Genomic DNA, 26,260 nt, shown 5'->3' on the forward strand with positions numbered 1-26,260 from the left:
CGACACGAGCACGGTCGGCCAGTACCGGCGACCAACCAAAATCGGCACCCGGGTTCGGGTGCCGATTTTGTCGTTTGTCCAGCTCATCCGGCTCGCCTACCCGCTCACAGCGAACTCGCAGCCGACCTGAAGCTCGGTTCAAATCCCGCGCCATAGGCTCCGCAGGTCAGTGGGAATTGGGTCGGGAACCAAGGAAGGCGGGTGGCATGACGGCCATCACCGGCGTCGAGGGTGACTCCGTGCCAATGGGCGACAGCGCTGTGGTGGTCGTCGGCAAGGCCATGGAAGCGTCGACGGACCAGCAAGCGGCCGCGCCCGGACCGGGCGGCGGGTCCGCGCGATGGCGGACACTGCTCGCGCCGCCCGGCCGGGGACGGTGGGAGCGCCCGGCAACGCTCGCGCTGCTGCTCGCGACGGCCGTCGTCTATCTGTGGGGTCTCGGCGGGGCGGGCTGGGGCAACGGCTATTACGCCGCCGCCGTGCAGTCCGGGACGCAGAGCTGGAAGGCGCTGCTGTTCGCGTCGTTGGATCCGCAGAATTCGATCACGGTGGACAAGCCGCCCGCCGCCATGTGGGTCATGGGGTTGTCCGGCAGAATCTTCGGATTCAACTCGTGGTCGATGTTCGCGCCGCAGGCCCTCATGGGTGTGGCCGCGGTGTGGCTGCTGCTCGCCGCGGTGCGGCGCTGGGCCGGACCGGCGGCGGGATTGATCGCGGGCCTCGGTCTCGCGGTCACCCCGGTGGCGGCCATGATGTTCCGCTTCAACAACCCCGACGCGCTGATGCTCCTGCTGCTGGTGGCCGCCGCGTACTGCACGGTGCGCAGCATCGACGCCCCCGGCGAACGCTTCCGGTCGGCGAGCACCGGTTGGCTGGTCGGCGCGGGCGTGCTCATGGGCTTCGGCTTCCTGGCCAAGATGGGTCAGGCGTTCCTGGTGCTGCCGGGCCTGGCCCTGGCGGTGCTGGTGGCCGGTGCGGGCGGATGGCTCACGCGCACAGCGCGATTGGTGTCCGCGGGTGTGGCACTGGCGGTGTCGGCCGGGTGGTATGTGGCCTTGGTCGAACTGTGGCCCGCCCAATCCCGGCCCTACATCGGCGGTTCCAGCTCCAACAGCCTGTGGGAGTTGGCCGTCGATTACAACGGCCTCGGCCGCATCCTTGGCAATCACAACGGCGGCGGCCATCGAGCCACCCCGCCCCCGCCGACACCCGCGGCGGACGCCGTCCAGCACGCCGATCCGAGCCAAATGCGCGGCGGCTTCGGCGGTTTCGGCTCGCAGCCCGGCCTCACCAGGCTCTTCACCGGTGAGCTCGCCACCGAGTTCTCCTGGCTGCTGCCCGCCGCCCTGATCGCATTGGTCGCGGGCCTGTGGCTGACCCGCAAGCTCCCGCGCACCGACCGCCTGCGCGCCGGTTACCTCCTGTGGGGCGGCTGGCTGCTGGTCACCGCGGCCGTGCTCAGTTCCATGAGCCGCAGCTTCCACTCGTACTACTCCCTGGAATTGGCTCCGGCGATGGCCGCGCTCATCGGCCTCGGCGCGACCCAATTGTGGCGGCATCGTGGGCATTTCGCGGCCCGCCTCACCCTCGCGGCCATGTCCCTGGCGACCGGCGTCTGGGCGTTCGTACTGCTCGACCGCACGCCCGACTGGCTCCCGTGGCTGCGCTGGACCCTGGTGGCGCTGGCCGTGATCGCGGCTACCGCCCTGCTACTCACCCCCAAACTGCCCCGATTCGCCCTCGCGATAGGCGTTTTCGCGTTGCTCGCCGGGCTGCTCGGCCCCACCGCCTACACCCTCGAGACCGTGGCGCAGGTGCACAGCGGCGGTAGCCCCATCGCCGGTCCGGGCCGCGCGGGTCGCGATGGCGGCCCCGGCGGCCAACGCGGCGGCGTCGCCGACCCGGCCCTTGTCGACCTGATCGACGGCAGCACCGCCCGCTGGGCCGCCGCCGCGCAGGGCGCACAGGACGTCAGCACCCTCGAATTGACCACCGGCAAGGCCCTTCTCGCGGTCGGCGGTTTCAGCGGCCACGACGACTCCCCGTCCCTGGCCCAGTTCCAGCGGTACGTCGCCGACCACCAGATCGGCTACTACCTGATCCGCCAGCGCCAGAACGACAATCAGCCCGGACAACCGAACAACCCCCAGTCCGCACAGCCGACCCCGCAGCCCGGCCACACGCCCCGCAATGGCCGTGACCAGCAAGGCCAGGGCGGCAACAACTCCCAGCCGGGCAATTCGCAGGGGCAGGGCGGCAATGAGGGCCAGGGCGGCGGCCAGGGCTACGGCGGCTGGGGCAACTCCGACCCCGCCTCCTCCTCCGCCCAGATCGCGGCGTGGGTCAAGGCCAACTACCCCGCCACCATGATCGGCAACGTGGAGGTCTACAACCTGAACCCGTAGCGGCATCCGCGCCGTATGGAACGAAATGGCGTCCGGGACCGACCAGTTCGGTGAGGAAACTTGGATGCGATGGGCGCGGCGTCCGTGGAAAGCTACAGTGACGGACGAATGCCGAAGCCCGGCGGGAGGTCGGCGATGGGTGAGGTGCGAGCGAATCTGGGGGTGCTCGGGCCGGTGCAGCTGGCCATCGACGGGGTGGAGCAGCAGCTCGGCGGGCCCAAACAGCGTGCGGTGCTGGCCTATCTAGCCATCAATGCCAACCGGCCGGTCTCGGTCGAGGCGCTGGCCAGCGCCGTCTGGGAGGACAATCCGCCGCCCGACGTCCGGGTCAGCCTGCACGCCATCGTCTCCAACCTGCGAAAACCCCTGCGCGACGGCGGCATCGACGCGCGCGCCATGCTCCAGCACATGGGTACCGGCTACCGCATCGTCGTCGACGACACGGCCTGCGACGTCTTCCGCTTCCGGGCCCGCCGCGAGAACGGTCTGCGTGCCCTGGCGGACGGAAAGTTCGCGGCGGCCACCGCCGCGCTCTCCGACGCCCTGGCCCAGTGGCGCGGTCCGGTGCTGTCGGATCTGCGCGGACTCGGTTTCGCCGACGCCTACGCCGTGGCCCTCGACGACGAGCGCATCGGCGTCATCGAGGCGCGCGCCGAGGCCGATATCGCCCAGGGGCGCGCCGAGCACGTGGTCCCCGAACTGAACCTGCTCGTGCGCGATCATCCCCTGCGCGAATCCCTCTGGGAGCAGCTGATCACCGCGCTCTACATGACCGGCCGCCAATCCGACGCCCTCGAGGCGGCCCGCCGCCTGCGCACCATCCTCGCCGACGAGCTCGGCATCGATCCCGGCCATCGCATTCGGGAACTGGAATCGCGCATCCTGCGCCAGGATCCATTGAGCGTGCGCGCGGTCGCGGCGGCCTCGGCCACCCGCGCCACCACCATCGTGGACCGCAGCTGGCACGAACCGCAGGCCCTGCTGCGCGACCGTTTCGGCCACGTCTACCCGGTGGTCGGCTCCACCACCCGCATCGGCCGCCTGTCCGATAACGACATCGCGCTGCCCGACGGCCGGGTCAGCCGCCACCACGCGCTCATCATCGACAATGGCCACACCTGGGTGGTCAAGGATCTCCAGTCCTCCAACGGCGTTTTCATCAATGGTCAGCGGGTTCTCGACAGCGGTCTGCTCTCCGACGGCGCGCTGCTCCGCATCGGCGATACGGAACTGGTATTCGTGCTGGTACGCACCGATGACGACAACACCCGCTGAACAGGAGTGAACCCCACGTGTCCGGTCCGCGACTTCCGGAGCCAATGATTAACTGACACTTCATTGGTGAGCCCCCTCACCGCCACGAATCCCCAAGCTCGGTCGGCGATCCTCGGAGATAGCCGTTCCTATGCTCACAGGGGAGATCATGGATCGGAGGCGCTTTCTGAAACACGCCGCGCAGCTGGGTGGCGCGGCCGGAGCCATGTCGATGCTCCCGCCGAGCCTGGTTCAGGCGTGGGCGGAACCGGCCCCGCGCGGCGGGTGGGACAGCATCGAGCACGTGGTGATCCTCATGCAGGAGAACCGGTCCTTCGACCACTACTTCGGCGGCATGCCCGGCGTGCGCGGCTACGCCGATCTCAATGCGCTACAACTGTCCACCGGACGCTCGGTCTTCCACCAGCCCGACGGCGGCCGCACCGTGCTGCCCTACCTCACCACGCTGCAGAACATCGACGGCACCGATCACGGAACCCGCACCGGCCATGACGCTTTCGCCGACGGCCGCCACGACCGCTGGATCCCGGCCAAGGGCGACGGCACCATGGTCGGCTACGACCGCGACTGCCTCGGCTTCTATTACCAGCTGGCCGAGGCGTTCACCCTGTGCGACGGCTACCACTGCTCGGTCAACGGGCCCACCGACCCCAATCGCATGTACCTGTTCACCGGCACCGTCCAGAATCCGCTGGCCCTGGACAATTACGCGGAGTCGCTGCAGACCTCGCTGTTCGCCGACGATCTGAAGCTGCGGTGGATGCGCGGCCTGCCGGTCTCCGAGATCGTGGACGCGGTGCTGGGCATGGTGCACGGCATGACGGGTGCGCTGCCGCAATCGGTCGCGCAGGCGCTGGCCGGGCTGGTCACCCCGCGCACCGGCAATCTGTTCCTCTACGACGCGCTGTTGAGCGCCGACGCCGGGCGCTATGTCAACGATGTGATCTTCGGCCTGCCCTGGACCACCTACGCGGAACGGCTCGAGCAGCGCGGCATCGGCTGGCGGGTCTATCAGGAGTGGGACAACTACACCGACAACGCGCTGGACTTCTTCCTGCCGTTCCGCGAGGCCGCGCGCTCGGCATTGAAGTACACCAATGGCGGCGGCGGGCTCGCCTTCGAGAACTTCTTTCGCTATTACAGTGACCTGGAACGGAATCCGAGCCTCGAGCCGACCTATGCCGCGCTGCTGAAGCGGGGGATGGACGAGCTCGCGCCGGGGCAGCGGGCGCTGGTGGAGAAGGGCCTGCTGCGGGCGCGGGCGGGCACGCTGGTGGAATCGTTCCGCACCGATGTGGCGATGGGCAGATTGCCCGCGGTGTCGTGGATCGTCGCGCCCTATGTCGATTGCGAGCATCCGGTCATGGGGCCGCGCAACGGGCAGGCGCTGGTGCACGGTGTCCTCGAGGCGCTGGCCGAACATCCGGACGTGTGGAACAAGACCGTCTTCATCCTGAATTACGACGAGAACGACGGGTATTTCGACCACATTCCGGCCCCGACCCCGCCGCCGGGCACACCCGGCGAGTACTTCGGCCGCCACAATGTCGGGCTGGGCGCGCGCACACCGGCGATCATCGTGTCGCCGTGGAGCAAACAGGCCGTGTGCTCCGAATTGTTCGACCACACGTCGGTTTTGAAGTTCCTGGAGCGGGTGACCGGTGTGGCGGAACCGAATATCAGTCCGTGGCGGCGGCAGATGTGCGGTGATCTGTCCTCGCTGTTCGACTTCGGCGCGAAGCGCACCCTCTTCCTGCCCTCCGCCGCTCCGCGCGCCGATCAGCCGATGTCCGGTGTCGCGCAACCGCTTCCGTTCGTGCAGCGGATGCCCAAGCAGGAGAGTGGACGGCGAGCCCGGGTGCCGCTGCCGTATCGGCTACAGGCGCGGTGGGTGCCGAACGGGAGCGGTGGGATCACGCTCACCATCGACAATGGCGGGACCGGAGCCGTGCACTGTGCGGTGCATCCGAATGCCTTCGTCAAGGACTACACGCCGATCCGGTTCGACATACCGGGCGGTGGCACCGTCGCACAGGATCTTCCGGGCGTGAACGGGCGCTACGACTACACCCTGTACGGGCCCGACGGCTTCCAGCGCCGTTTCGCGGGTGATCTCCAAGGCCCCTGTGGTGCCCTGCGAGTCGACGTGAAGGCCGCGACCTCGGGCAAGCGCACACTCGCGTGGACCTTCGAAAACGCTGGAAAGCAGCCGATTTCGGTGTCGGTGGTGTCGAACGCCTACCGCGCCGACGGCCCCTGGACCATCGACATCGGCGCGGGCAAGACCGAGCGACGCGACCTGTCCTGCGACAGCGACGCCGAGGGCGGCGGCTGGTACGACTTCACCGTAACGGCCGATGCCGACGCCGGATTCCTCTGCCGCACACGCGGATTCGTGGAGACTGGCGCGCCGGGCCTGACCGCCGACGATGCCGCCCCGTTCGATCGCCTGCTCCTGGATCGGTCCATGTACGAGCCCGGCCGGGACCTGGTCGTCAGCTACGCCCTGGCCGCCGCGGTGGCCGGGCATCGGCTCGAGGTCCAGGCGGAGGATCCCGGCGGGCACATCCGGACCGTCGCGACCACGCCCGCCCCGGTGCGCACCCAGGTCCTGGGTGACGGGGTGATGCGCGACGAGGTGGTCTTTCCCGCGGACGGTCTGACCAGCGGAACCTACGTGCTGCGGCACCTCGACGACACGGGGCGCGTGCTGGCCAGACCGGTACGATTCCGGGTTTTGTAACAGGTTCTAGACAGAATTGCCTATTTGTCTTACCGTCACTTCATGAGTTCAACGGCGTCTCATGCGGTGCGATTCGAGCTGCGGTCCGGCGCGACCTGGCGCGATCCCTACCCCATGTATTCCCAACTGCGCGACCACGATCCGGTCCACCGGGCGGTACCCGAGGGTCGCGAATCCGACGACTTCTATGTGCTCTCCCGCCACGCCGACGTGTACGCGGCCGCCCGAGACCCCGAAACCTTCTCCTCGGCCTCCGGCCTGACCGTCGACTACGCGGACCTGGTGTCCTCGATCCTCGGACCGGTCAAGCCCTTCGTCTTCATGGATCCGCCCGAACACACTGACTTCCGCCGCCGGGTATCCCCGGGATTCACACCGCGCCAGGTGAATTCGGTGGAGCCCGCGGTACGCAAGTTCATCGTGGAGCGCATCGAGCGGCTGCGTGCGGCGGGCACGGGTGACATCGTCAAGGACCTGTTCAAGCCCCTGCCCACCATGGTTGTCGCCCACTACCTCGGTGTGCCGGAACAGGATTGGGGCCGCTTCGACGACTGGACCGAGCGCATTGTCGGCGGTGCGGTCGAGGGTGCCGGGCTGGCCGCGGGCGGGCAGGACGGCTTCACGGCGGTCGGTGAGCTGGCCGCCTACTTCGCCGAACTCATCGAACGGCGGCGCGTCGAACCCGGTGACGACACCATCTCCCACCTGCTCGCCTCCGGTCTCGGCGCGGACGGCGACAACGAGGGCATTGTCGCGATCCTCGGCTTCGCCTTCACCATGATCACCGGCGGCAACGACACCACCACCGGAAACCTCGGCGGCGCGGTGCAATTGCTCACCGCCAATCCGGACCAGCGCCGCATCCTGGTGGAGAATCCGGCCCTCATCTCGGACGCCATCGAGGAATTCCTGCGCATGACCTCCCCGGTGCAGGGCCTGGCCCGCTGCACCACCCGCGATGTCGAGCTGCACGGGGTCACCATCCCCGCCGGACGCAAGGTGCTGCTCCTCTACGGTTCGGCCAACCGCGACGAGCGCGAATTCGGCCCCACCGCGGGCGAACTCGACGTGCGCCGCAACCCCAAGCGCATCATGACCTTCAGCCACGGTCACCATCACTGCCTCGGCGCGGCCGCCGCCCGCATGCAGGCCCGGGTGGCGCTCGAGGAACTCCTGTCCCGCTGCCCGAATTTCACGGTCGACCTCGACAATGTCACCTGGTCCCACGGCAATTACGTCCGCTGGCCGGTCTCGGTACCCTTCCGCGCGGAGGCCTGACGACGCGCCGGGGTGCCGTCGGCGGACTCACGACTACGGAAGGGATATCGCATGAGCCGAGACTGGCTGGCCGAGGACCGCGCCGACCTGGCCGCCGAGCGGATCCTCGATGCCGCCGCGCGACTGTTCGCCGAGCGCGGGGTCGCCGCCGTCGGCATGGGCGATATCGCCAAGGCCGCCGGGTGTTCCCGCGCCACCCTCTACCGGTACTTCGAGAATCGGCAGGCGGTGCGGCTGGCGTTCGTACACCGCGCCACCCGCCGCATCGCCGCGGAGGTCTTCGCGCGGGTCGGTGCGATCGAGGACCCGGCCGAACGCATCGTCACCGCCATGCTCGGCGCGATCGCGGCCGTCCGCGCCGACCCCATGCTCATCGCCTGGTTCCGGCCCGGCGAGTCCGGTGCGGCCGGACGCATCAGCCAGGACTCCGACGTCATCGAATCCATTGCGGCGGGCCTGTTCACGCCCACCGCCCTCACCGATCCGGAGCGCAGCCGCCTGGCCCGGTGGCTGACCCGCATCATCGTCTCGTTCCTCGCCGCCCCCGGCCGCGACGCCGACGAGGAGCGCGCCATGCTCGACGAATTCGTCGCCCCCGTGGTCAGCCGCGCCTTCGCCTGACTCGGTCAGCGGACAGCGCCCAGGTACATCACTTCCGGCTGTCCACGCGCTGACGCAGTTCGTAGTCAACGGGGTTCGGGGTGCTGCGGATCAGCCGCTCGTATGCGCCCGGGGTCCACGGCCACAGTTCCGGCAATCCGTCCTTGCCGAGATACCAGCTCTGGCAGCCGGTTGTCCACACCGTGCTCGGCGCGGCGGCCCGCATGCGCGCGTTGTAGCGGTCGGTGGCGGCGTGGGTCGGGGCGATGGTCGCGAATTCGCCTGCCTGCCAGCGCTTCAGCCAGCCGACAATGCGGGCCGACTGGGCCTCGGCGACGGCGGTCAGCGGATGGTTGGCGAACGGGCTGTGCGGGCCGACCAGCATGAACAGGTTGGGGAAGTCCGGCATCATGACGCCCTCGAAGGCCCGGGGGCCCTCGGCCCACGCCTGCTCCAGGGTGCGGCCGTCGAGCCCGGTGACGGCCATCGGCCGCATGAAGGCGTGCGAGTCGAATCCCGTTGCCAGCACCAGGATGTCGAGCTCGTGCAGGCTCCCGTCCGAGGTCACCACCCCGCGCTTCTCGATCTTGTCGATGCCCTCGGTCACCAGTCGCACATCGGGCCGCTGCACCGCCTTGTAGAAGCGATCCGACACCACCAACCGCTTGCACATGGCCTGATAGTCCGGCGTCAGCTTGCGCCGCAGCTCAGGATCCGCGACGGAGCGCAGATTTCGCTCCACCACCCACTGGATGAACCGCCGCACCCGGCCGGGATGCACGAGCCCTTGGGAGAACACCGCGAAGGCCGCGCGATTGAACCAATACGGCACCACGCCCAGCGCGGGCACCGCCCGGTACAGCGCCTTCGACACCGGGCTGTAGGAGCGGTTGACGGTCGGCAGGATCCACTGCGGAGTCCGTTGGAACAGCACGACTTCGGGCACCGCACCCGCCAGCGCGCTCACCAGCTGCGTCCCGGTCGAGCCGGTGCCGATCACACCCACCCGCTTACCGGCCAGCTCGATATCGTGCCGCCACCGCGCCGAATGCATGACGGTCCCGCCGAAGTCGTCGAGCCCGGCGATATCGGGCCAATTCGGGTGATGCAGGAAACCCGTTGCGCACAGCACGAAGTCGAAGCGCTCGCTCGTCCCGTCAGAGGTGCCGACCTGCCAGGCCGTGCCGTCGAATTCCGCACTCGTCACCTCGGTGCCGAAGCGAGTGCGCTCGCGCAGCCCGTGCTCGCGCGCCACCCCGACCAGATACTCCTTGATCTCCGGTCCGGCCGAATACAGCCGCGTCCATTCGGGATTCATGGCGAACCGGAATTGGTAGTACCGCGAGGGCACATCGCACACCAGCCCCGGATAGCTGTTGTCGCGCCAGGTGCCGCCGTACTCGTCGGCCTTCTCGAAGATGGTGAACTCGGTGAATCCCGCCTGCTGCAGGGTGACACCCATACAGATCCCGGAGATTCCGGCACCCACGATGGCGATCCGCGGTGTGTTCATGGGACGGCAGCCTAGACACGTGTCTTTCGCGAATGGAGGGGTTTCGTGGAAATCGGTAGACATTCCGTCATTCGATAGACGCAGTGTAAAGCGAGTGCTACGGTGTGCGCCAGATCACAAGCTCGCGGCAGTAATGAGGCCCACCGCCGCAAAGACGAAGTAGGGAAGCACGATGCGCGCACTCCAGTGGACCGGTCCGGAAAAGGTGCAGATCAACGACATTCCGGTGCCGGAGATCGGGCCCACCGATCTGCTCGTCAAGGTGGGTGCCGCGGGCGTCTGCCACTCCGACCTGACCCTGGTGAACTTCCCCATCCAGCTGCGCGAGGACCCGCTCACCCTGGGTCACGAGATCGCCGGAACCATCGAGGCCATCGGCTCGGACGTGAACGGCCGCGAGATAGGCGAGCGCGGGGTCGTCTATCTCTTCTGGACCTGCGGCGTCTGCCGAGAATGCGTGAGCGGCAACGAGAATGTCTGCCTCGCCGCGGGCCGCGTCGCCATGCCGCCGTGTCCGGGGCTCACCCTCGAGGGCGGGATGTCGGAATACGTGCGGATTCCGGCGAGTGCGTTCGTGCCCATCGGCGATCTGGACTTCCTCCAGGCCGCACCCGCCGCCGACGCCGCGCTCACCGCCTACCACGCCATTCGCGGAGCGCGAGAGGCCTTGCGCCCCGGCGGAACCGCGGTCGCCATCGGCATCGGCGGGCTCGGGCACGTGGCCGTGCAGATCCTGCACGCCATCTCCGGCGTGCGGGTGATCGCGGTCGATCAGGCCCAGGAAAAGCTGGACCTGGCCGCCGACTGCGGCGCGGAACTGGGCATCCGCTCCGGCGAGGACACCGCCAAGCAGATCCTCGATCTCACCGACGGCCGCGGCGCGGACGCCGTCTTCGACTTCGTCGGCGTCGACGCCACCGCCAAGCTGGCCTGCGAGACCGTGGCACCCAACGGCGCCTACCGCATGGTCGGACTCGGTGGCGGCGCACCGGAAATCACCGCCGGACCGGCCGGTGGGCCGGGGTGGCCCTGGGGCGCGACCGTCCGAAAGTCCCTCGGCGGCACCCGCAGCGACCTGCACGCCTGCGTCGCTCTCGCCCAAGCGGGCAAACTCCACATGGAGGTCGAACGCTTCGACCTCGCCGACGGCCCCGAGGCTTTCCGCCGCCTGGACGCGGGCCAGATCCGCGGCCGCGCGGTCCTCGTCCCCTGACACGGCCGCGCCGACATCGGCCTCCGCCGCGGCGAACGGGCACCGCGCTAATCTCCGCGGCATGAGCCGGTTTTGGCCGACAGTCGCCCTGGTGGCCGGCGTACTGATCACGGCCGCCTGTGGACACAGCGACAAGGCCGACGGTGATGCGACGACGGCCCTGCCGCTGTGCGCCGACGTGCACACCGACAGCGGCGCACCCCCGGACTGTCGCCTGGTGTCCCGCGACCATGCCGGGCTCACCTTCGTGGTGCGACATCGAGTCCCGACGCCCACCTCGGGGGCGTACACCCAGAAGGCCGACGTCACGATCGAGGTGACCGGACGCGATGGCGCTGTGCGGCAAACGCTTTCCGAGTCGGGCACCCAGACCTTCGGTGAACCCCAGTTGGCGAACCTCGCCGACGACAATCGCGATCAGCTGGTGGTTCCGCTCTGGATTGGTGCCAATGGGAACGCGACCCTGGCCGTCTATCGCGCGACCGATGCCGACCCGGACTTCGTGCGCGCGGGGGAGATCGGCGGATTGTTCGGGGTCAACCGCTCGACCAACGGCTACGTCGTGGGCTCGTCCAAGAGCGGTCCCGCCGACAAATACATCGACTTCTGGCGATTCGACGGGGCGAAGCTGGTGGGCGTCGCCGGGATCATCCAGACCTACACGGCGGACGGCAGCTCCACCTGCAAGGCCAATGATGAAGGGAACCACCAGAATTCGGGAATGACCGACGACGAGGTGGCCCAGAAGTTCTGCGCCGAGAAGTACACCCGCGCCGAGCCCGTGCACTGACCTGGCGCGATCCCGCGAGGCGGCTTCACTGCAACCCCGCGATGCGGCGTTGCAGCCAGCGGTGCGATTCGGGGTCTCGGGTGTGGGCGAGGAGCTTGCGGCGGGCGGTGGGGGAGAGGGCGGAGAGCAAGGGGGCCAGGCGTTTTCGGGTGTCCCAGCTGAGTAGGTAGCGGACGGCCCCGGCGGTGGCGCGAGGGTCGGCCAGCTCCACGGCATGCGCGAAGTCGAAACGCTGTTCCAGGTCCAGGAATTGGGACGGAATGCGTTCGTGGGTCGGGTAGCCGGAGTACGCGCCGGTGCCCGCGGCATTCCAAGCGCACAGTCGCAGTATTCGATCCACTGGATTCGGGTATGCCGTCACCAGGAGCGCGCGGACCTCGGCGATCTGGGGATTGGTGAGACCGCCGCCGGTACTGGACGTATCGAGGAAGAGGCTGGCATAGGGCGTGAGGGGATCGGGTATTTCGGCCACCCAGCGGCGGGCCGTGCGGTCGGCCTCGGCCTGGCGCTGCTCGGCCGCGCGGTATTCGCGCAGCGGTACGGAGACGCCGCGCACTGCCAGCCATTCCAGCGAGCGGACGCCGTCGGCCAGCAGCGCGTCCTGCGGCCAGCCGTTCCAGCGGACCGAATAGCCATGGTGCAGGGTCACGGTCGTGAGGGCGCGCTCGGCGGCGTCGAAGAAGTCCAGGGCGACATCGCCCCAGCACATGCACACGAAACCGGGCAGGTCCGCGATGCGTAGCGCCTCGCGCAGCGCCCGCACGGCAACCGGGTCCCGCTCCACCAGCAGGGTCGCCGAGTCGCCCGGCATCTCCCGGACCCGAACGCCCCGGGCAGCCGCCAGCACCCGATCCAGCGCGTCCCGGTCGCCACCCGTGGACTCGCCCCCGAAACCCATACCGAAACATTAATCCGACCCGCCGGTCCTCGGCGTGGCGTCGATCCGGCACGCGGATCGCCCGTGTTGTCCGGATGGTTGCTGAACTGGTACGTACCACCTGGTGATACGGTTCCGTGTGACGCCGATAACTCGGACCCCCATCGGGGACCGATCGCAGTGACAGGGCTGGAACCAGTGAGTCTGTCTGCAGGCCACTAGTGAAAGCGCACCGACCGGGAGCTGGATCGTGGCTGAACGGTGAGAACTGCATTGTTGCCGAGAAGCCAGATATAGGAGAGACAGTGGCGATATCGGACTCACCGCGGGGCGCTGCAGGTCCCGCTACCGCCCGCACCACCGGACTGTTCCGCACCAAGTCCGTCGAACAGTCCATTCGGGACACCGACGATCCCGATGCCAAGCTCCGCAAGGACCTGACCTCCTGGGACCTCACGGTCTTCGGTGTCGCGGTCGTGGTCGGCGCGGGTATCTTCACCCTCACCGCGCGTACCGCGGGCAACATGGCCGGACCCGCGGTCTCGCTGGCGTTCGTGTTCGCCGCCGTGGCCTGCGGCCTGGCCGCCCTCTGCTACGCCGAATTCGCCTCGACCGTGCCGGTCGCGGGCAGCGCGTACACCTTCTCCTACGCCACCTTCGGTGAGATCGTCGCCTGGATCATCGGCTGGGACCTCATCCTCGAATTCGCGCTCGGCACTTCGGTGGTCGCCAAGGGCTGGTCGCAGTACCTGGGCACGGTCATGGGCGGGCATCAGCCCATCTGGCACTTCGGCTCGGTGAAATTCGACTGGGGCGCGGTGCTGCTCATCGCCATCCTGGGCGTGCTGCTGGCCATGGGCACCAAGCTGTCCTCGCGCGTCTCGGCCGTGGCGGTCGCCATCAAGCTGGCCGTCATCGCGCTGGTGGTCGTGGTCGGCGCGACCTACTTCAAGGCCTCGAACCTGAAGCCGTTCGTCCCCGAGTCGGTGCCCAATGCCGGCGGCAGTGGTGAGCACACCCTGCAGCAGACCCTGTTCCAGCTGGTCACCGGCGGCGGCAACAGCCACTTCGGCTGGTACGGCCTGCTGGCCGCGGCCTCCATCGTGTTCTTCGCCTTCATCGGTTTCGACGTGGTCGCCACCGCCGCCGAGGAGACCAAGGACCCGCAGCGCAATGTGCCGCGCGGCATCCTGGGCTCGCTGGCCATCGTGACCGTGCTGTACGTGGCGGTGTCGCTGGTGCTCACCGGCATGGTGTCCTACAAGGATCTGCAGGGCGACGATGCCACGCTCGCAACGGCTTTCGCGCTGCACGGCGTCACCTGGGCCAAGAACATCATCTCCATCGGCGCGCTGGCGGGCCTGACCACGGTCGTCATGGTGCTGTTCCTGGGCCAGACCCGCGTGCTGTTCGCCATGTCCCGCGACGGGCTCATGCCGCGTCAGCTCGCGCACACCGGCCGCAAGGGCACCCCGGTGCGAATCACGGCGATCGTCGGCGTGATCTGCGCGCTGCTGGCCGGGTTCGTGGACTTCGGGACCCTGGAGGAGATGGTCAATATCGGCACGCTGTTCGCGTTCGTGCTGGTGTCGATCGGCGTGGTCGTGCTGCGGCGCACCCGCCCGGATCTGCCGCGCGGGTTCAAGGTTCCGCTGGTGCCGGTCATTCCGATCCTGTCGGTGATCGCCTGCGCGTGGCTGATGTTCAACCTGTCGGTGGAGACCTGGCTGCGATTCGTCATCTGGATGGCGATCGGCATGGTCGTGTACTTCGCCTACGGGCGTCGGCACTCGCTGATGAACACAAGGCGGTAGCGCGACCGAAATCGGTAGCTGATCGGCTGCTCGAGTTCGATGCCGGTGGTGTGTCGTCGCGATGACACCCCGTGGAATGCGGTTCAATTGCTCTGAATAGTGAGAGTTGTGCCACAAGTTCCGCCCATCAGCATCGCTTCAGCATCCCGAGAGGAACCGATCGTGAGCATGCTCCTCGCCGTGCATGACGCTTACAACACGGTTGTCGCGCAGATCGGCAACCCGACCCCGGAGACGCCGCCGGTGGCGGACAAGCTGATGAAGCTGGTCCGCTACTTCACCTGGTTCACCATGCTGTCGGGCGTCACCGCGATCACCTACGGTGGTGGCCGATTCGCGTGGGAGAAGTGGAGCGGCGGCGGCCTCGAGTCGCCGAAGATGGTGGCCGGGGCCATGATCGGCGGGGCCACCGCCACCAGCGCCGGAACGATCATGAACGCCGTCATCGGCAGCTGAGATAGACAACTCTCGTAGCTCTCAGGGGCTTCGCCCCCGAACCCCCGGGGGCTGGGGACGGGTGCGCCGGAAACCGGCGCACCCGTTCGCGTCTCGCGGCTAGCTCTGGCCGAGCATGCCGTTCATCTGGTCGATCTCCTTCTGCTGGGCGGTCACGATGGACTGCGCCAGGGCCTTGGACTCGGCGTTGGTGCCCTGGGCCAGTTCGGTGTTGGCCATGTCGATCGCGCCCTTGTGGTGGTCGATCATCATCTGCATCCACAGCTTGTCGAAGTCCGGGCCGGACAGGGATTCCAGCTTGGTCATCTGATCCTTCGACATGATGCCGGGCATGTCGTGGTTCATCTCCGCCGCCGGAGCGGGCTTGCCGAAACTCTGGAGCAGCGTGGTGATCTGCTGCATCTCCGGCGACTGCGCCTGCTCCACGGCCTGGGCCAGGGTGATCAGCTGCTGGTTCTGTGAGCGGCTGGGGACCAGTTTCGCCATCTCGACCGCCTGGGCGTGATGCGGGTACATCATGTCCAGGAAGGTCACGTCCGCGTCATTGAAATCGGTGCGCGTGTCGGCCTGAGCCGAAGTGCCGGTCGTGCCGTGATCCATGCCCGGCATGCTGCCGTGATCCATGGCCGTCGTCGTGGAAGAGGTTGCGGCCTTCGATGTGTCGTTGCCATTGCCGCTACAGCCCGCGGCCAGCAGGGCGGCGGCGGAGGTGACGGCGATCAGGGCGAGCTTGGTGCGGGTGCTGAACATGGTTGAACTCCTTGGGGATTGTCGGTGGTCGTGAGGGCGGCGGCCCATCAGATCCGCAGAATCGCCAGTTCGGCCAAGGAGAGCACCGTCCACGGCGGGGGACGAGCGTGATTCGCGGGCGTGCGGCGCACCTTGCGGGCGGCCGTGCTGCGGCGGCCGAGGCCGACCCAGGCCAGCACCGCCAGCCCGATCAGGAAGAGCAGCCCGGTGAGCACGAACAGGCAGCCGTGCATTCCGGCGTGGCCCTGATCGCAGTCGCCGCCGCAGCCGGGCATGGACATGCCGTGGCTCTGATCGGTCATCGACACCATGGCAATCGGGGGATCCATGCGGTGGTGCGCGTCAGCGTCGTGGCTCATGCCCAGCACGAGCGCGTGCATGGCCACGATTCCGGCCATGAGTGCGAGCAGCCCGAACGCCCGGATGTACCGGACGCCTCGCGACTGCTGTTCGACCACGAGGGCCATCCTACCCACTCCCCGGATACCCCCTCGCGGTATCACCACGCGGCGTGCCTCGCGTCGCCCCCGGGACGCGCCCGATTCACCACCGCGAGGATCGGCGGGCCGGACGGTAGCCTGGCGGCCGTGTCACAGCGCGAACTGGTCATCCTGGGAACGGCCAGCCAAGTACCGACCAAGCAGCGCAATCACAATGGCTACCTGCTGCGCTGGGATCGGGAGGGGCTGCTGTTCGACCCGGGGGAGGGCACCCAGCGACAAATGAGCTTCGCGGGCGTGGCCGCCAGCGGGATCACTCGCATCTGCGTCACGCACTTCCACGGGGACCACTGCTTCGGGCTGCCGGGGGTGCTCGGCCGCATCAGCCTCGACGGTGCGCTGCATCCGGTGGATGTGTACTTCCCGGCCTCGGGGGAGGTCTACTACGAGCGGCTCATCGACTCCTCGGCCCACAATCGCCAGGTCGAACTGCAGCCGCACCCGATTGTCGAATCCGGTGAATTGCCGCCGCCGGGAGCCGATTTCACCCTGCGGGCCGCGCGGCTGTCGCATCCGGTGGAGGCCTTCGGCTATCGCCTGGACGAGCCCGAGGGCCGCCGCTTCATTCCGGAACGCCTGCGGGAACTCGGCCTGTCCGGCCCGGTCGTGGGTGATTTGCAGCGGCGTGGCGAGGTCGAGATCGGCGGCCGCGTCATCACTCTCGACGAGGTGAGCGAGGCCCGCCCCGGCCAGAGCTTCGCCTTCATCATGGACACCCGGCTGTGCGACGGCGTCTACGACCTCGCCCACGATGTCGACATGCTGGTCATCGAGGCCACCTTCATCGACGCCGACGAAAAGCTCGCCATCGAATACGGCCACCTCACCGCCGGTCAGGCCGCCCGCGTCGCCGCCAAGTCCGGCGCCCGCACCCTGGTCCTGACCCACTACTCCCAGCGCTACCGCACCCTGGACCAACACCTCGCCGACGCCCGCGCCCACTTCGACGGCCATATCGTCGTCGCCGAGGACCTCATGCGCATTCCCCTCCCGCCACGCCGGTGATTCCCGGCGCGGCGCTCGCGCCCTCGGCATGATGGTCGGCATGGACGCGCATCAGGAACTCATCACCCTCGCCGACCGGTACTGGGACGCCATGCTGGAGTCCGCGCCGAGCGAGGCGACGCTGTTGGGGGACAGGCGATTCGACGATCGGATCGAGGATCTGTCGATCGAGGCGGAGCAGCGGCTGCTGGGCACCTGGCGCGGGCTGCTCGCCGAGGTGGACGCGCTCGATCCGGAGCGGCTCACCGCCGAGGACAAGACCACCCACAGCCTGCTCCGCACCGAATTGGCCTCCGCCGTCTCGCATTTGGAGTGGCGGCCGGTCGAGATGGCCTCGGACCAGATGACCGGCGTGCACGCGGGCATGCTGACCCTGGCTCCGCAGGTGAACGCGCCCGAACCGGAGAACGCACGGAAACTGGTGCAGCGCTACCGCCAGTTCGGGGTGCTCATGAATCAGGCCGTGGAGCGCTTCCGCGCCGGTCTCGCCGCCGGCCGCACCCCCGCGCGCATCACCCTGGAGCGCTCACTCAACCAGATCGACGGCTACCTGGCCTCCGATCCGGCCGGCGATCCCTTCGCCACCTTCCCCGGTCCGGCGGAGTGGGATGGTGAAACCGCTTGGCGCGCGGAGCTGTCCGAGGTCGCCCGCGAGATCATCCGCCCCGCCTTCGCCGCCTATCGCGAGGCGCTGGCCACCGAGCTCATGCCCGCCGCCCGCCCCGACGAGCGGCCCGGCCTGTGCTGGCTCGGCGACGACGGCGCGGACATCTACCGCCGCCTGCTGCGCCATCACACCACCCTGCCCGATCTGGGCGCGGAGGAGATCCATCAGCTCGGGTTGGACGAATTGGCCGGTCTGCGTGCGGAATACGCCGAGGTCGGCGGCCGCCTGTTCGGCCTGACCGACCAGGCCGCCGTGTTCGCGCGCCTGCGCGAGGATGCCGCGCTGCGCTACCGCGACGGCGAGGAGATCATGGCCGACGCCCGCACCTACCTCGCCGCCGCCCAGGCGGAGATGGGCAACTGGTTCGGCCGCCTGCCCCGCCAATCCTGCGACATCCTCCCGGTGCCGGATTTCCTGGCCGCGGACGCCCCCGCCGCCTACTACTTCCCGCCCGCCGCCGACGGCTCCCGCCCCGGCGCGTACTTCGTGAACCAGCACGACCCCAAGGGCCGCAACCGTTTCGAGACGGCCTCGGTCGCCTATCACGAGGCCATCCCCGGCCACCACCTGCAGCTCACCATCGCCAACGAGCTCGACCACCTGCCGCGTTTCCAGCGAATGTCGTTCTCCAACACCGCTTTCGTCGAAGGCTGGGCGCTCTACACCGAACGACTTGCCGACGAAATGGGGCTCTACCCCGATGATCTCGCCCGCATCGGCATGCTCGCCGCCGACTCCTGGCGCTCCTGCCGCCTGGTGGTCGACACCGGCCTGCACGCCAAGGGCTGGACCCGCCAGCAGGCCATCGACTTCATGGCCGCCAATGCCCCGGTCGGCCTCGAGGAAATCCGAGTCGAAATCGACCGCTACATCGCGATGCCGGGCCAAGCCGTCGCCTACAAGGTCGGCCAACTCGAGATCCGCCGCCAGCGCGCCGAGGTCACCACCCGCCTCGGATCCGCCTTCGACATCAAGGCGTTTCACGACCGGATCCTCGGCTCCGGCTCGGTCTCCCTCCCGGTCCTCCGAGCCCTGGCCGCCACCCTCTGACCGGGATGTCGGTCAGCTCGCCGCCGCCAGCACCCGCCATACTTTTCTGGAGCGCGGGCGCGGTTGCGGGGCCGCACATTCGATTCGTCGGCGGGCCTCGTGGGTACTGATCCGGAGGAGGTCGGTCAGGAGCTCTACGGTGTCCGGGTAGCCGGTGTCCGCGGCCAGGCCGCGGCGCTCGGCTTCGGCGACCGCCGCGCGCATGGCGGCGTCCAGTTGCTTTCGGCGGCGTTCGGTTTCGACGAGAACGCGCAGCAGGTCGACATCGGGCAGGTCCGGCCATCCACGGGCTGGGGCATTCGGCGCCAGCGCGGTCGAATGTGTGGTCACGGAAGGCAGCGTACCTCAGGTGTAGAACATATGTTCGATAATCGGCTGTTCTCGTGAGGTGCGGCGAACTACCGGTACGTAAGGTTTGTGGGCATTACGATCACCTGCGGTGCACGGTGACGAGCGCGAAAGGTTGCCTTCCGACGATGCGGGGTGCTGGCGGGCGAGTGGTGCATATGGTCGGGAGCTTTCCCGCGGTGAGCACCGGGGATGCCATGACTGCGATGCTCGCGGGGGCTGGACCGTTGCTACGCACGCTGCCCACCGGTGAGACCCGGCGTCACGATCGGTACATCCTGCCGATCATCGAAGATCTTGTGCGGCAAGGCCTTCTGGTCGAGCGTCCGGAGCCGCGGTGGAGTTTGAGCCCGGCGCGGCCGTTGTATCGGGTTGCGCCCGGAGTTCGCCTGCGGCGCAGGCGGATCGAGTTGGGGTATGCCGGGGAGGCGGCCGAGGCGCTGGCAACCTTCCGGCGGGCGCGCGCCGAGCACGGGTTGCCCGGGCTGCGGCTGCAAATCGGGATGGCCACCGATTTCACCTTCACCACGGTCGCTTTGGCCGCCCGCGCCCGGCGGCGGCATCGCAAGGCCTTCGCCGCGACCATGCACCGCGAGATCGCCGCGATCCGAGAGCTGGCGGGCGATGATGTCGTGATCCAACTGGAAGCACCGGCCGAACTCATCCTCACCACCAAGACCTGGCACTGGCACCGATTCGTCGACCGCGCCTTGCGATTCGGGCGGGGCATGGGCGCGCTGGCCGCGGCGTCCCCGGAGGGCACCCGTTTCGGTGTGCACCTGTGTCTGGGCGGCATGAACAACAAGGCCGGTGCCACCATGGACACCGCGAAGCCCCTGGTCTATCTCGCCAATTCCGTTGTGCGGCACTGGCCCGAGGGTCGGATCCTGGATTACGTGCACGGCCCGATCGCGGCCGGTGACATCCCGCCGCCCCGCGACCCCGCGTTCTACGCGCCGCTGGCCGGGCTGGCCCTGGACGAAGGCACCCGATTCTATGCCGGGTTCGTCCATGAAACACCCAGTGCCGCAGAGCAAATCGAAACGTTGGGGATGATCGAGGACGCGCTGGGACGCCGCCTCGACGGCGTCGCCAGCGCCTGTGGACTCGGCAGCCGCACCCGGGATGTCGCCGATCTGCTCGTCACCCGCGCCGCCGAACTCGCTGTCGCCGAATCGATTCACCGGTCCTGAATCCGCCCGCCGCGATCACTTCCCGGCGAGTGCGGCCACCACCGGCGCGAACCGCTCGGCGTAGTCGGCCCCGTACACGAAGTACGAGAACCCCATCTCCTCCCGTCGCCGCTGGATCTCGTCGATGGCGGCCGTCGGATCATCGGGAAGCACGATCATCGCGTCCGCCGCGTACAGTGCGGCGATATCGATGCCCGGCCCCGCCATATGCGGCGCGACGTACTCACCGATCACCGACACGTGCATCGCGAGTTCCACATCCGCGACAGCCCGGAAATCACCGGCCATCCGGGCGACTTCGGCCCGCGGCTGATCCCCGAGCACGAAGGTGACGGTATCGGCGACCTCGGCCGCCAACGCCCGCGCCTTCGGACCGTAGACGGCCATCGCCACCGGCGTGTGACGGCCGGGGCCGTCGAGATCCCGCAGCCGCTCGACGGTCTCACGGATCTGCGCCAGCCGCTCGGGCGGCCGCGGCACCTCGGCTACGCCCTTGTCCCGCAACTCGTCCTCGATTCCCGGCCGACCCGTGCCGATCCCCATCTCGAAGCGCCCGTCGGTCAGCAGCGACAGCGAATGCGCCTCCCACGCCGTCAGCCAGGCCGGCCGAAACGGCGACGCGTACACCCACGTCCCCACCCGCAACTCCGTCGTGGCCGCGACGGTGGCCAGCAGCGGGCCGGGCGCGGGCTGCGTCAGCGGAAAGTCCGGCACCAGCAGCGTCGAGTAGCCGCTGTCGGCAATGCGGTGCACACGATCTCGCCACGTCGCCATATCGGTCATGACCGGGGCGACGACCCCGAATCGAAAGGGCCTCGTCATGCCTGCGCTCCTGTCTGTCGGCAGCTTCGCAAGCGTTGACGAGGGCTCCGCCCGAAATTCATCGGTCCGGCCGAGATCGTGTGCCACGCGCGCCGCTATGTCCGATACCGGAACAGTATTCGACCGCGGCCGAGGTCGTACGGGCTGAGCTCTACCAGCACCCGGTCCTGCGGCATGATCTTGATGTAGTTCTTTCTGATCTTGCCGCTGATGTGGGCGAGGACCTGATGGCCGTTGGGGAGCTCGACGGTGAAGGTGGCATTGCGCAGGCAGTCCACGACAATGCCTTCGATCTCGATTCCTTTGCTGGTCTTGGTCATCGCAGCACCAACTCCACATTGCTGTTCACGCGGCGGGACCCGATGCCCTCGAACAGGGCCGTGGCCGCTCGATTCGATTCGTTCACTTCGGCTGTGGCCGTGGTTGTTCCGAGCTCGTGCAGCGCGCCCAAGGTCTGGGCGAGCATCGCACGGGCAATGCCTCGTCGGCGTTGATCGGCTCGAACGGCGATCAGTCCGATCCGGGGCAGGCGGGTCACCTGGACCAGCCGAAGCAGACCCAGATACTCGTCGGCCCGTTGCGCCGCGGCGTATTTCGAGGGATCCACGATCGTGTCACCGTCGACGCCGGACAGGATCTCGGCGGGCATCTCCTGCCAGCCGACCGTCGCCTCCACCTCGTCGCGAATCAGCCGGTCCACGACGCGCAGCGGTTCGGCCTGCGCCCGGCCCACCGGTACGACGGTGATGCCCGTCGGAATCGGTGCCGACCCCAGCCCGGTGGCCCGGGGATCGGTGGGCACGAGGTACTCCCACTCGCGTCGTCGCGTCGTGAAACCGGCTCGGCCCCAACGGGACAGCAGCTCGGTATCGCATTCGTCGACGACGGTGTGCAGTGGCCTGCGGGTCTTGGCGAGCATTGCCGCCGCCAGCCGATCGAAGACCGCGTCGTGCCAGGCGTCGATGCTGACGAACAGCCGCCCGTCGGGCCGCGGTGAGATGTCGCCACGTCCGACCAGTTGGTCGTCGTCCATGGCCTGCCATTGGGTCAATGCGACCCGGGTGATAGCTAGAGAATTCATTGGTCGTCACCTTTCGGGATGCCTTGTGCATCAGGCGCTCCCGGCGACGACTACGACGTCAGCCCATCCGTGACGACTGGAGAGGGAGCCCCCATATCGATACAGCGTTCACGGGTCTCACCTCCTCGCTCGAAGTCACGGTAGGCAGCACGTTAACAGGCCCGACGGAACGCGGCCAATCATTTTCGGGCCGGGTGGGGTGCGGGAATTGTGCCGCGGGCGGTGTGTTCGACTCTGGTGGACGAGTTGGGTCGAGGAGAGGGGTCGCCGGTGACGGCTACGGATGAGACGTCGTCGATCGGACTGCGGTCGGAGCGCGGCCCGATTCTGGTGGCCATCATGCTCTCCACCTCACTGATCGCCCTGGACTCCACCATCATCGCGACCGCCGTGCTCTCCATCACCGATCAGCTCGGCGGATTCGCGCAGTTCCCTTGGCTGTTCAGCATCTATCTGCTCGCGCAGGCGGTGACGGTGCCGATCTACGGGAAACTGGCCGACATGCTCGGCCGGAAGCCGGTGATGCTGTTCGGCATCGGGGTGTTCGCCCTGGGTTCGCTGCTGTGCGGACTGGCCACCAGCATGATCGGCTTGATCGTGTTCCGGGCGGTGCAGGGCATCGGCGCGGGCGCGGTCAGCCCGATGTCGATGACCATCGCGGGGGACATCTACACCGTGCGGGAGCGCGCCAAGGTGCAGGCGTACCTGGCCAGCGTGTGGGCGGCCTCCTCGGTGCTGGGGCCGCTGCTGGGCGGGGTGTTCTCCGAATACGTCAGCTGGCGTTGGATCTTCCTGATCAATCTGCCGCTGGCCGCGGTGGCCGCGTGGATGATCCTGCGCAAGTTCACCGAATGCACACCGCGGCAAAGCCATCGGATCGACTACGCCGGGGCCGGACTGCTCACGCTGGGCGCGGGCGCGCTGATTCTCGCGCTGCTCGAGGGCGGTCAGGCGTGGGCCTGGACCGCACCTGCCAGCCTGGCACTGTTCGTCGGCGGCACGGTGGTGCTGGCCGCCTTCGCCCTGGTGGAGCGCCGCGCCGCGAATCCAATTCTGCCGCTGTGGGTTTTCACCCGCCGCATTGTCGTGGCGAGCAGCCTGGCCTCCCTGCTGGTCGGCGCGATCCTGCTCGGCCTGACCTCTTACGTCCCGACCTTCGCCCAGGGCGTGCTGGGCAGCGGGGCCTTGATAGCGGGCCTGACGGTCGGCGCGCTCACCCTGGGCTGGCCGGTGTCCGCCTCTCAGGCCGGAAAGGTGTACCTGCGCATAGGTTTTCGCGCCACCGGCGTGATCGGCGCGGTCCTCGCCGTCGCGGGCGCGGCCTCGCTGCTGCTGGTGGACGCGCATTCGAGCCTGCTGTGCCTGGCGATCGGCTGCTTCGTCATCGGCATGGGAATGGGCCTGGTCGCCAGCCCCACCCTGATCGCCGCCCAGGCCAGCGCCGAATGGTCCGAACGCGGGGTGGTGACCGCCACCAATATGTTCGCGCGCTCCCTGGGCAGCGCGGTCGGCGTCGCCGTGTTCGGCGCACTGGTCAATGCCCGCCTCGGCAAGGTCGAGCATCCGGCCGCCGCCGCGTTGGCGCCGGCCGTGCACCTGGTGTTCGTCGGCGTCGCGGCCATGGCGGTGGTGCTCGTCGGCGCGGCCGCGGTCATGCCTCGGCGAAGCGACGGCAACTCGGAAAATTCGGTAGAGAATCCCTCGGCCGAGCCGAATGGAATAGTACGGCAATGATCTAGCACACTATAGGTGTGGTTGAGGTCGAGGACGTATTGCGCCGACTGCGGCGATATCCGGATGTCGAAGCGGTGAACCTGTTCGCGGTGGACGCCGCGGACCGGCTCATGCTGGATGTCGCTGCGGATTCGCTGGCAGCCGCCGGGAATGGCCGGGTGGCCATCATCGATGACGGCTACGGCGCGCTCACCCTCGGCGCGATCGCCATTCACGATTTACGCGACGTGCGCGTGCATCAGGATTTGCTCACCGGGGAATTGGCCCTCGCCAACAATGCCCGAATTGTCGGACTGTCCGACCGTTATCGGACCCACGAATTGGGCCCCGCCCTCCTCCACAATGTCCGCGTGGTGTTGTGGCGACTCCCGCGCGCCCTGTCCGGTCTGGCCGAGACCGCCGAGGCCATCGCCCGCTACGCCGATCCCGAGGTCGAGGTGTTCGCGGGCGGCCGCGACAAATACCTGACCCCCGCCATGAACGAGGTCCTCGCCGAATCCTTCGGCTCGGTGCGCGCCAGCCGCGGCCGCCAGAAGTCCCGCATCCTGCTCGCCTCCGAGCCGAAACCCGTTGGTGAGCCCCGCTTTCCGGTGCGCAACCGGCTCGACGACCGCGATCTCGAGGTGGTCGCCCACGGTGCCGCCTTCTCCGGCCCGCGCCTGGATATCGGCACCCGCTTCCTGCTCGACTATGTGAAGCGCATGAAGCCCGATGCCCGCGACGCCATCGATCTGGGTTGCGGCACCGGCATTCTCGCGGTGGCGCTGGCCAAGGCGCGCCCCGGCCTGCGCGTCACAGCGACCGACCAGTCCGCCGCCGCCGTGGCCTCCACCCGCGCCACCGCCGCGGCCAATGGCGTCGCCGACCGCATTACCGTGCTCCAGGACGACGCCATGTCCACCGTGCCCGACAACAGCGCCGACCTGGTGGTGTGCAATCCGCCCTTCCATGTCGGCGCGGCCGTGCACACCGGTTCGGCCATCAAGATGTTCCAGCAGACCGGCCGCGTGCTGCGGCCCGGCGGCGAACTGTGGACCGTCTACAACACGCATCTCAACTACCGGGGGGTGATGGAGCGCATGGTCGGCAAAACCGATGTAATGGGCCGCAATCGCAAGTTCACGGTGACCCGCTCGGTCCGCGGTCTGCACGACGCCGAACAATAGGGCGCATGGGACGAATCGATCTTCGAATCTTCACCGAACCCCAGCAGGGCGCGTCCTACGACACCCTGCGCACCGTCGCCAAGACCGCCGAGGACCTCGGCTACGACGCCTTCTTCCGCTCCGACCACTATCTGAAGATGGGCGACGCCGACGGCCTGCCCGGCCCCACCGACGCCTGGATCACCCTGGCCGGTCTGGCGCGCGAGACCCGCCGCATTCGCCTGGGCACCCTGGTCACCTCGGCCACCTTCCGGCACCCCGGCGTGCTGGCCATCGAGGTCGCCCAGGTCGACGCCATGTCCGGCGGCCGGGTCGAATTCGGTTTCGGCGCGGGCTGGTTCGAGGCCGAGCACGCCGCCTACGGCATCCCGTTCCCGGCCGAGAAGTTCCCGCGCTTCGAGGAGCAGCTGGCCATCGTCACCGGCCTGTGGCGGACGCCGGTCGGCGAGACCTTCTGCTTCGACGGCGAGCACTACACCCTGAAGGATTCCCCGGCGCTGCCCAAGCCCGCGCAGGAGCGGATGCCGGTCATCATCGGCGGCATGGGCGCCAAGCGCACCCCGCGCCTGGCCGCCAAGTACGCCACCGAGTTCAATGCGCCGTTCCAGTCGGCCGAGGCCAGCGCCGAGCAGTTCGAGCGGGTGCGCCGGGCCGCCAAGGACGCTGGACGCGATCCGAGCGACATCACCTTCTCCAATGCGCTCGTCGCGTGTGTCGGAGCCACCGATGCCGAGGTGGCCGCGCGGGCGGCGGCCATCGGTCGCGAGGTGGACGAGTTGAAGGCCAACGGTCTGGCGGGCAGCCCGGACGAGGTGGTCGACAAGATCGGTCGGTACGCGGAAACCGCCGGTACGAGCCGTATTTATCTGCAGGTTCTGGACCTGGGCGACCTGGACCACCTGGAACTGATCGCGCATCGGGTGATGAGTCAGCTGGGCTGACGCGCCCGGAACCGGGCGGCGCGTTCAGTAAAGCTCAGG

At 68.4% G+C, this 26,260-nt stretch carries 23 protein-coding genes; 15 read left to right on the forward strand and 8 right to left on the reverse strand.

Going from position 1 to position 26,260, the window contains the following annotated elements:
• Positions 1-206 precede the first annotated feature (206 nt).
• The 5 genes from VMT65_RS02745 to VMT65_RS02765 all read left to right on the forward strand — a co-directional run bounded on the left by VMT65_RS02745 (position 207) and on the right by VMT65_RS02765 (position 8,322).
• On the forward strand, positions 207-2,405 hold the full coding sequence (locus VMT65_RS02745) for an ArnT family glycosyltransferase (protein WP_326306307.1): 2,199 nt from the start codon (positions 207-209) through the stop codon (positions 2,403-2,405).
• 135 nt (positions 2,406-2,540) lie between these two features.
• Positions 2,541-3,680 (forward strand): BTAD domain-containing putative transcriptional regulator, encoded by a 1,140-nt coding sequence (locus tag VMT65_RS02750; RefSeq protein WP_326306308.1) that lies wholly within the window; start codon positions 2,541-2,543, stop codon positions 3,678-3,680.
• Between the two features lie 148 nt (positions 3,681-3,828).
• Positions 3,829-6,423 carry an alkaline phosphatase family protein gene (locus VMT65_RS02755; protein WP_326306309.1) on the forward strand — a complete coding sequence of 865 codons (2,595 nt, stop codon included), beginning with the start codon at positions 3,829-3,831 and terminating at the stop codon, positions 6,421-6,423.
• Between the two features lie 42 nt (positions 6,424-6,465).
• Positions 6,466-7,701 carry a cytochrome P450 gene (locus tag VMT65_RS02760; protein WP_326306310.1) on the forward strand — a complete coding sequence of 412 codons (1,236 nt, stop codon included), beginning with the start codon at positions 6,466-6,468 and terminating at the stop codon, positions 7,699-7,701.
• Between the two features lie 51 nt (positions 7,702-7,752).
• Positions 7,753-8,322 (forward strand): TetR/AcrR family transcriptional regulator, encoded by a 570-nt coding sequence (locus tag VMT65_RS02765; RefSeq protein ID WP_326306311.1) that lies wholly within the window; start codon positions 7,753-7,755, stop codon positions 8,320-8,322.
• A 28-nt stretch (positions 8,323-8,350) separates the two neighbouring features.
• Here VMT65_RS02765 and VMT65_RS02770 read toward each other — a convergent pair whose 3' ends face one another.
• On the reverse strand, positions 8,351-9,814 hold the full coding sequence (locus VMT65_RS02770; protein ID WP_326306312.1) for a flavin-containing monooxygenase: 1,464 nt from the start codon (positions 9,812-9,814) through the stop codon (positions 8,351-8,353).
• Between the two features lie 172 nt (positions 9,815-9,986).
• Here VMT65_RS02770 and VMT65_RS02775 point away from each other — a divergent pair, with 172 nt between their 5' ends.
• Both VMT65_RS02775 and VMT65_RS02780 read left to right on the forward strand, forming a co-directional pair.
• Complete coding sequence (locus tag VMT65_RS02775) at positions 9,987-11,027, forward strand: NAD(P)-dependent alcohol dehydrogenase (RefSeq protein WP_326306313.1); 1,041 nt, start codon at positions 9,987-9,989, stop codon at positions 11,025-11,027.
• Between the two features lie 61 nt (positions 11,028-11,088).
• The gene (locus tag VMT65_RS02780) at positions 11,089-11,817 is read left to right on the forward strand and encodes a hypothetical protein (RefSeq protein ID WP_326306314.1); all 729 of its coding nucleotides are present in this window, start codon (positions 11,089-11,091) and stop codon (positions 11,815-11,817) included.
• 25 nt (positions 11,818-11,842) lie between these two features.
• Here VMT65_RS02780 and VMT65_RS02785 read toward each other — a convergent pair whose 3' ends face one another.
• Positions 11,843-12,715, reverse strand: a complete 873-nt coding sequence (locus tag VMT65_RS02785; protein ID WP_326306315.1) for a hypothetical protein — start codon at positions 12,713-12,715, stop codon at positions 11,843-11,845.
• 284 nt (positions 12,716-12,999) lie between these two features.
• On the opposite strand from VMT65_RS02785, the gene VMT65_RS02790 reads away from it, so the two are divergent.
• On the forward strand, positions 13,000-14,508 hold the full coding sequence (locus VMT65_RS02790; protein ID WP_326306316.1) for an amino acid permease: 1,509 nt from the start codon (positions 13,000-13,002) through the stop codon (positions 14,506-14,508).
• Between the two features lie 168 nt (positions 14,509-14,676).
• Positions 14,677-14,964: a hypothetical protein gene (locus VMT65_RS02795; protein ID WP_187703184.1), complete on the forward strand. Its 288-nt coding sequence runs from the start codon at positions 14,677-14,679 to the stop codon at positions 14,962-14,964.
• Between the two features lie 99 nt (positions 14,965-15,063).
• Here the strand turns inward: VMT65_RS02795 and VMT65_RS02800 are convergent, their stop codons facing one another.
• The gene (locus tag VMT65_RS02800) at positions 15,064-15,714 is read right to left on the reverse strand and encodes a DUF305 domain-containing protein (protein ID WP_326306317.1); all 651 of its coding nucleotides are present in this window, start codon (positions 15,712-15,714) and stop codon (positions 15,064-15,066) included.
• A 47-nt stretch (positions 15,715-15,761) separates the two neighbouring features.
• The gene (locus tag VMT65_RS02805; protein WP_326306318.1) at positions 15,762-16,181 is read right to left on the reverse strand and encodes a DUF6153 family protein; all 420 of its coding nucleotides are present in this window, start codon (positions 16,179-16,181) and stop codon (positions 15,762-15,764) included.
• Positions 16,182-16,301: 120 nt separating this feature from the next.
• On the opposite strand from VMT65_RS02805, the gene VMT65_RS02810 reads away from it, so the two are divergent.
• Positions 16,302-17,219: a ribonuclease Z gene (locus VMT65_RS02810; RefSeq protein ID WP_326306319.1), complete on the forward strand. Its 918-nt coding sequence runs from the start codon at positions 16,302-16,304 to the stop codon at positions 17,217-17,219.
• A gap of 40 nt (positions 17,220-17,259) precedes the next feature.
• Positions 17,260-18,936, forward strand: a complete 1,677-nt coding sequence (locus VMT65_RS02815) for a DUF885 domain-containing protein (RefSeq protein ID WP_326306320.1) — start codon at positions 17,260-17,262, stop codon at positions 18,934-18,936.
• 12 nt (positions 18,937-18,948) lie between these two features.
• Here VMT65_RS02815 and VMT65_RS02820 read toward each other — a convergent pair whose 3' ends face one another.
• Positions 18,949-19,266, reverse strand: coding sequence for a DUF222 domain-containing protein (locus VMT65_RS02820; protein ID WP_326306321.1), 318 nt, complete (start codon positions 19,264-19,266; stop codon positions 18,949-18,951).
• Between the two features lie 215 nt (positions 19,267-19,481).
• On the opposite strand from VMT65_RS02820, the gene VMT65_RS02825 reads away from it, so the two are divergent.
• Entirely contained in the window at positions 19,482-20,477 is a 996-nt protein-coding gene (locus VMT65_RS02825) for a hypothetical protein (protein WP_326306322.1), read from the forward strand.
• 15 nt (positions 20,478-20,492) lie between these two features.
• Here the strand turns inward: VMT65_RS02825 and VMT65_RS02830 are convergent, their stop codons facing one another.
• From VMT65_RS02830 to VMT65_RS02840, 3 genes are all read right to left on the reverse strand, one after another.
• Positions 20,493-21,299 carry an LLM class flavin-dependent oxidoreductase gene (locus tag VMT65_RS02830; RefSeq protein WP_326306323.1) on the reverse strand — a complete coding sequence of 269 codons (807 nt, stop codon included), beginning with the start codon at positions 21,297-21,299 and terminating at the stop codon, positions 20,493-20,495.
• Positions 21,300-21,394: 95 nt separating this feature from the next.
• On the reverse strand, positions 21,395-21,619 hold the full coding sequence (gene infA / locus VMT65_RS02835) for a translation initiation factor IF-1 (protein WP_326306324.1): 225 nt from the start codon (positions 21,617-21,619) through the stop codon (positions 21,395-21,397).
• A complete protein-coding gene (locus tag VMT65_RS02840; RefSeq protein ID WP_326306325.1) occupies positions 21,616-22,380 on the reverse strand; it encodes a GNAT family N-acetyltransferase in 765 nt (254 codons plus the stop codon). Before VMT65_RS02840 ends, infA begins: the two co-directional genes overlap by 4 nt.
• A 270-nt stretch (positions 22,381-22,650) precedes the next feature.
• Here VMT65_RS02840 and VMT65_RS02845 point away from each other — a divergent pair, with 270 nt between their 5' ends.
• From VMT65_RS02845 to VMT65_RS02855, 3 genes are read left to right on the forward strand one after another with little or no spacing between them, the layout of a single operon-like run.
• Positions 22,651-24,114 (forward strand): MDR family MFS transporter, encoded by a 1,464-nt coding sequence (locus VMT65_RS02845; RefSeq protein WP_326306326.1) that lies wholly within the window; start codon positions 22,651-22,653, stop codon positions 24,112-24,114.
• 17 nt (positions 24,115-24,131) lie between these two features.
• Positions 24,132-25,280 carry a class I SAM-dependent methyltransferase gene (locus tag VMT65_RS02850; protein WP_326306327.1) on the forward strand — a complete coding sequence of 383 codons (1,149 nt, stop codon included), beginning with the start codon at positions 24,132-24,134 and terminating at the stop codon, positions 25,278-25,280.
• Between the two features lie 5 nt (positions 25,281-25,285).
• Complete coding sequence (locus tag VMT65_RS02855; RefSeq protein WP_326306328.1) at positions 25,286-26,221, forward strand: LLM class F420-dependent oxidoreductase; 936 nt, start codon at positions 25,286-25,288, stop codon at positions 26,219-26,221.
• Positions 26,222-26,260 lie beyond the last annotated feature (39 nt).

This window comes from Nocardia sp. CDC153, from assembly GCF_035818515.1.
Classification (GTDB): Bacteria; Actinomycetota; Actinomycetes; order Mycobacteriales; family Mycobacteriaceae; genus Nocardia.

What these genes read in the sequence shown, in the direction of transcription:
- VMT65_RS02745 (WP_326306307.1), top strand. Translation starts at nt 207, where the DNA reads ATGACGGCCATCACCGGCGTCGAGGGTGACTCCGTGCCAATGGGCGAC.
- VMT65_RS02750 (WP_326306308.1), top strand. Translation starts at nt 2,541, where the DNA reads ATGGGTGAGGTGCGAGCGAATCTGGGGGTGCTCGGGCCGGTGCAGCTG.
- VMT65_RS02755 (WP_326306309.1), top strand. Translation starts at nt 3,829, where the DNA reads ATGGATCGGAGGCGCTTTCTGAAACACGCCGCGCAGCTGGGTGGCGCG.
- VMT65_RS02760 (WP_326306310.1), top strand. Translation starts at nt 6,466, where the DNA reads ATGAGTTCAACGGCGTCTCATGCGGTGCGATTCGAGCTGCGGTCCGGC.
- VMT65_RS02765 (WP_326306311.1), top strand. Translation starts at nt 7,753, where the DNA reads ATGAGCCGAGACTGGCTGGCCGAGGACCGCGCCGACCTGGCCGCCGAG.
- VMT65_RS02770 (WP_326306312.1), bottom strand. Translation starts at nt 9,814, where the DNA reads ATGAACACACCGCGGATCGCCATCGTGGGTGCCGGAATCTCCGGGATC.
- VMT65_RS02775 (WP_326306313.1), top strand. Translation starts at nt 9,987, where the DNA reads ATGCGCGCACTCCAGTGGACCGGTCCGGAAAAGGTGCAGATCAACGAC.
- VMT65_RS02780 (WP_326306314.1), top strand. Translation starts at nt 11,089, where the DNA reads ATGAGCCGGTTTTGGCCGACAGTCGCCCTGGTGGCCGGCGTACTGATC.
- VMT65_RS02785 (WP_326306315.1), bottom strand. Translation starts at nt 12,715, where the DNA reads ATGGGTTTCGGGGGCGAGTCCACGGGTGGCGACCGGGACGCGCTGGAT.
- VMT65_RS02795 (WP_187703184.1), top strand. Translation starts at nt 14,677, where the DNA reads ATGCTCCTCGCCGTGCATGACGCTTACAACACGGTTGTCGCGCAGATC.
- VMT65_RS02800 (WP_326306317.1), bottom strand. Translation starts at nt 15,714, where the DNA reads ATGTTCAGCACCCGCACCAAGCTCGCCCTGATCGCCGTCACCTCCGCC.
- VMT65_RS02805 (WP_326306318.1), bottom strand. Translation starts at nt 16,181, where the DNA reads ATGGCCCTCGTGGTCGAACAGCAGTCGCGAGGCGTCCGGTACATCCGG.
- VMT65_RS02815 (WP_326306320.1), top strand. Translation starts at nt 17,260, where the DNA reads ATGGACGCGCATCAGGAACTCATCACCCTCGCCGACCGGTACTGGGAC.
- VMT65_RS02825 (WP_326306322.1), top strand. Translation starts at nt 19,482, where the DNA reads ATGACTGCGATGCTCGCGGGGGCTGGACCGTTGCTACGCACGCTGCCC.
- VMT65_RS02830 (WP_326306323.1), bottom strand. Translation starts at nt 21,299, where the DNA reads ATGACGAGGCCCTTTCGATTCGGGGTCGTCGCCCCGGTCATGACCGAT.
- infA (WP_326306324.1), bottom strand. Translation starts at nt 21,619, where the DNA reads ATGACCAAGACCAGCAAAGGAATCGAGATCGAAGGCATTGTCGTGGAC.
- VMT65_RS02840 (WP_326306325.1), bottom strand. Translation starts at nt 22,380, where the DNA reads ATGAATTCTCTAGCTATCACCCGGGTCGCATTGACCCAATGGCAGGCC.
- VMT65_RS02855 (WP_326306328.1), top strand. Translation starts at nt 25,286, where the DNA reads ATGGGACGAATCGATCTTCGAATCTTCACCGAACCCCAGCAGGGCGCG.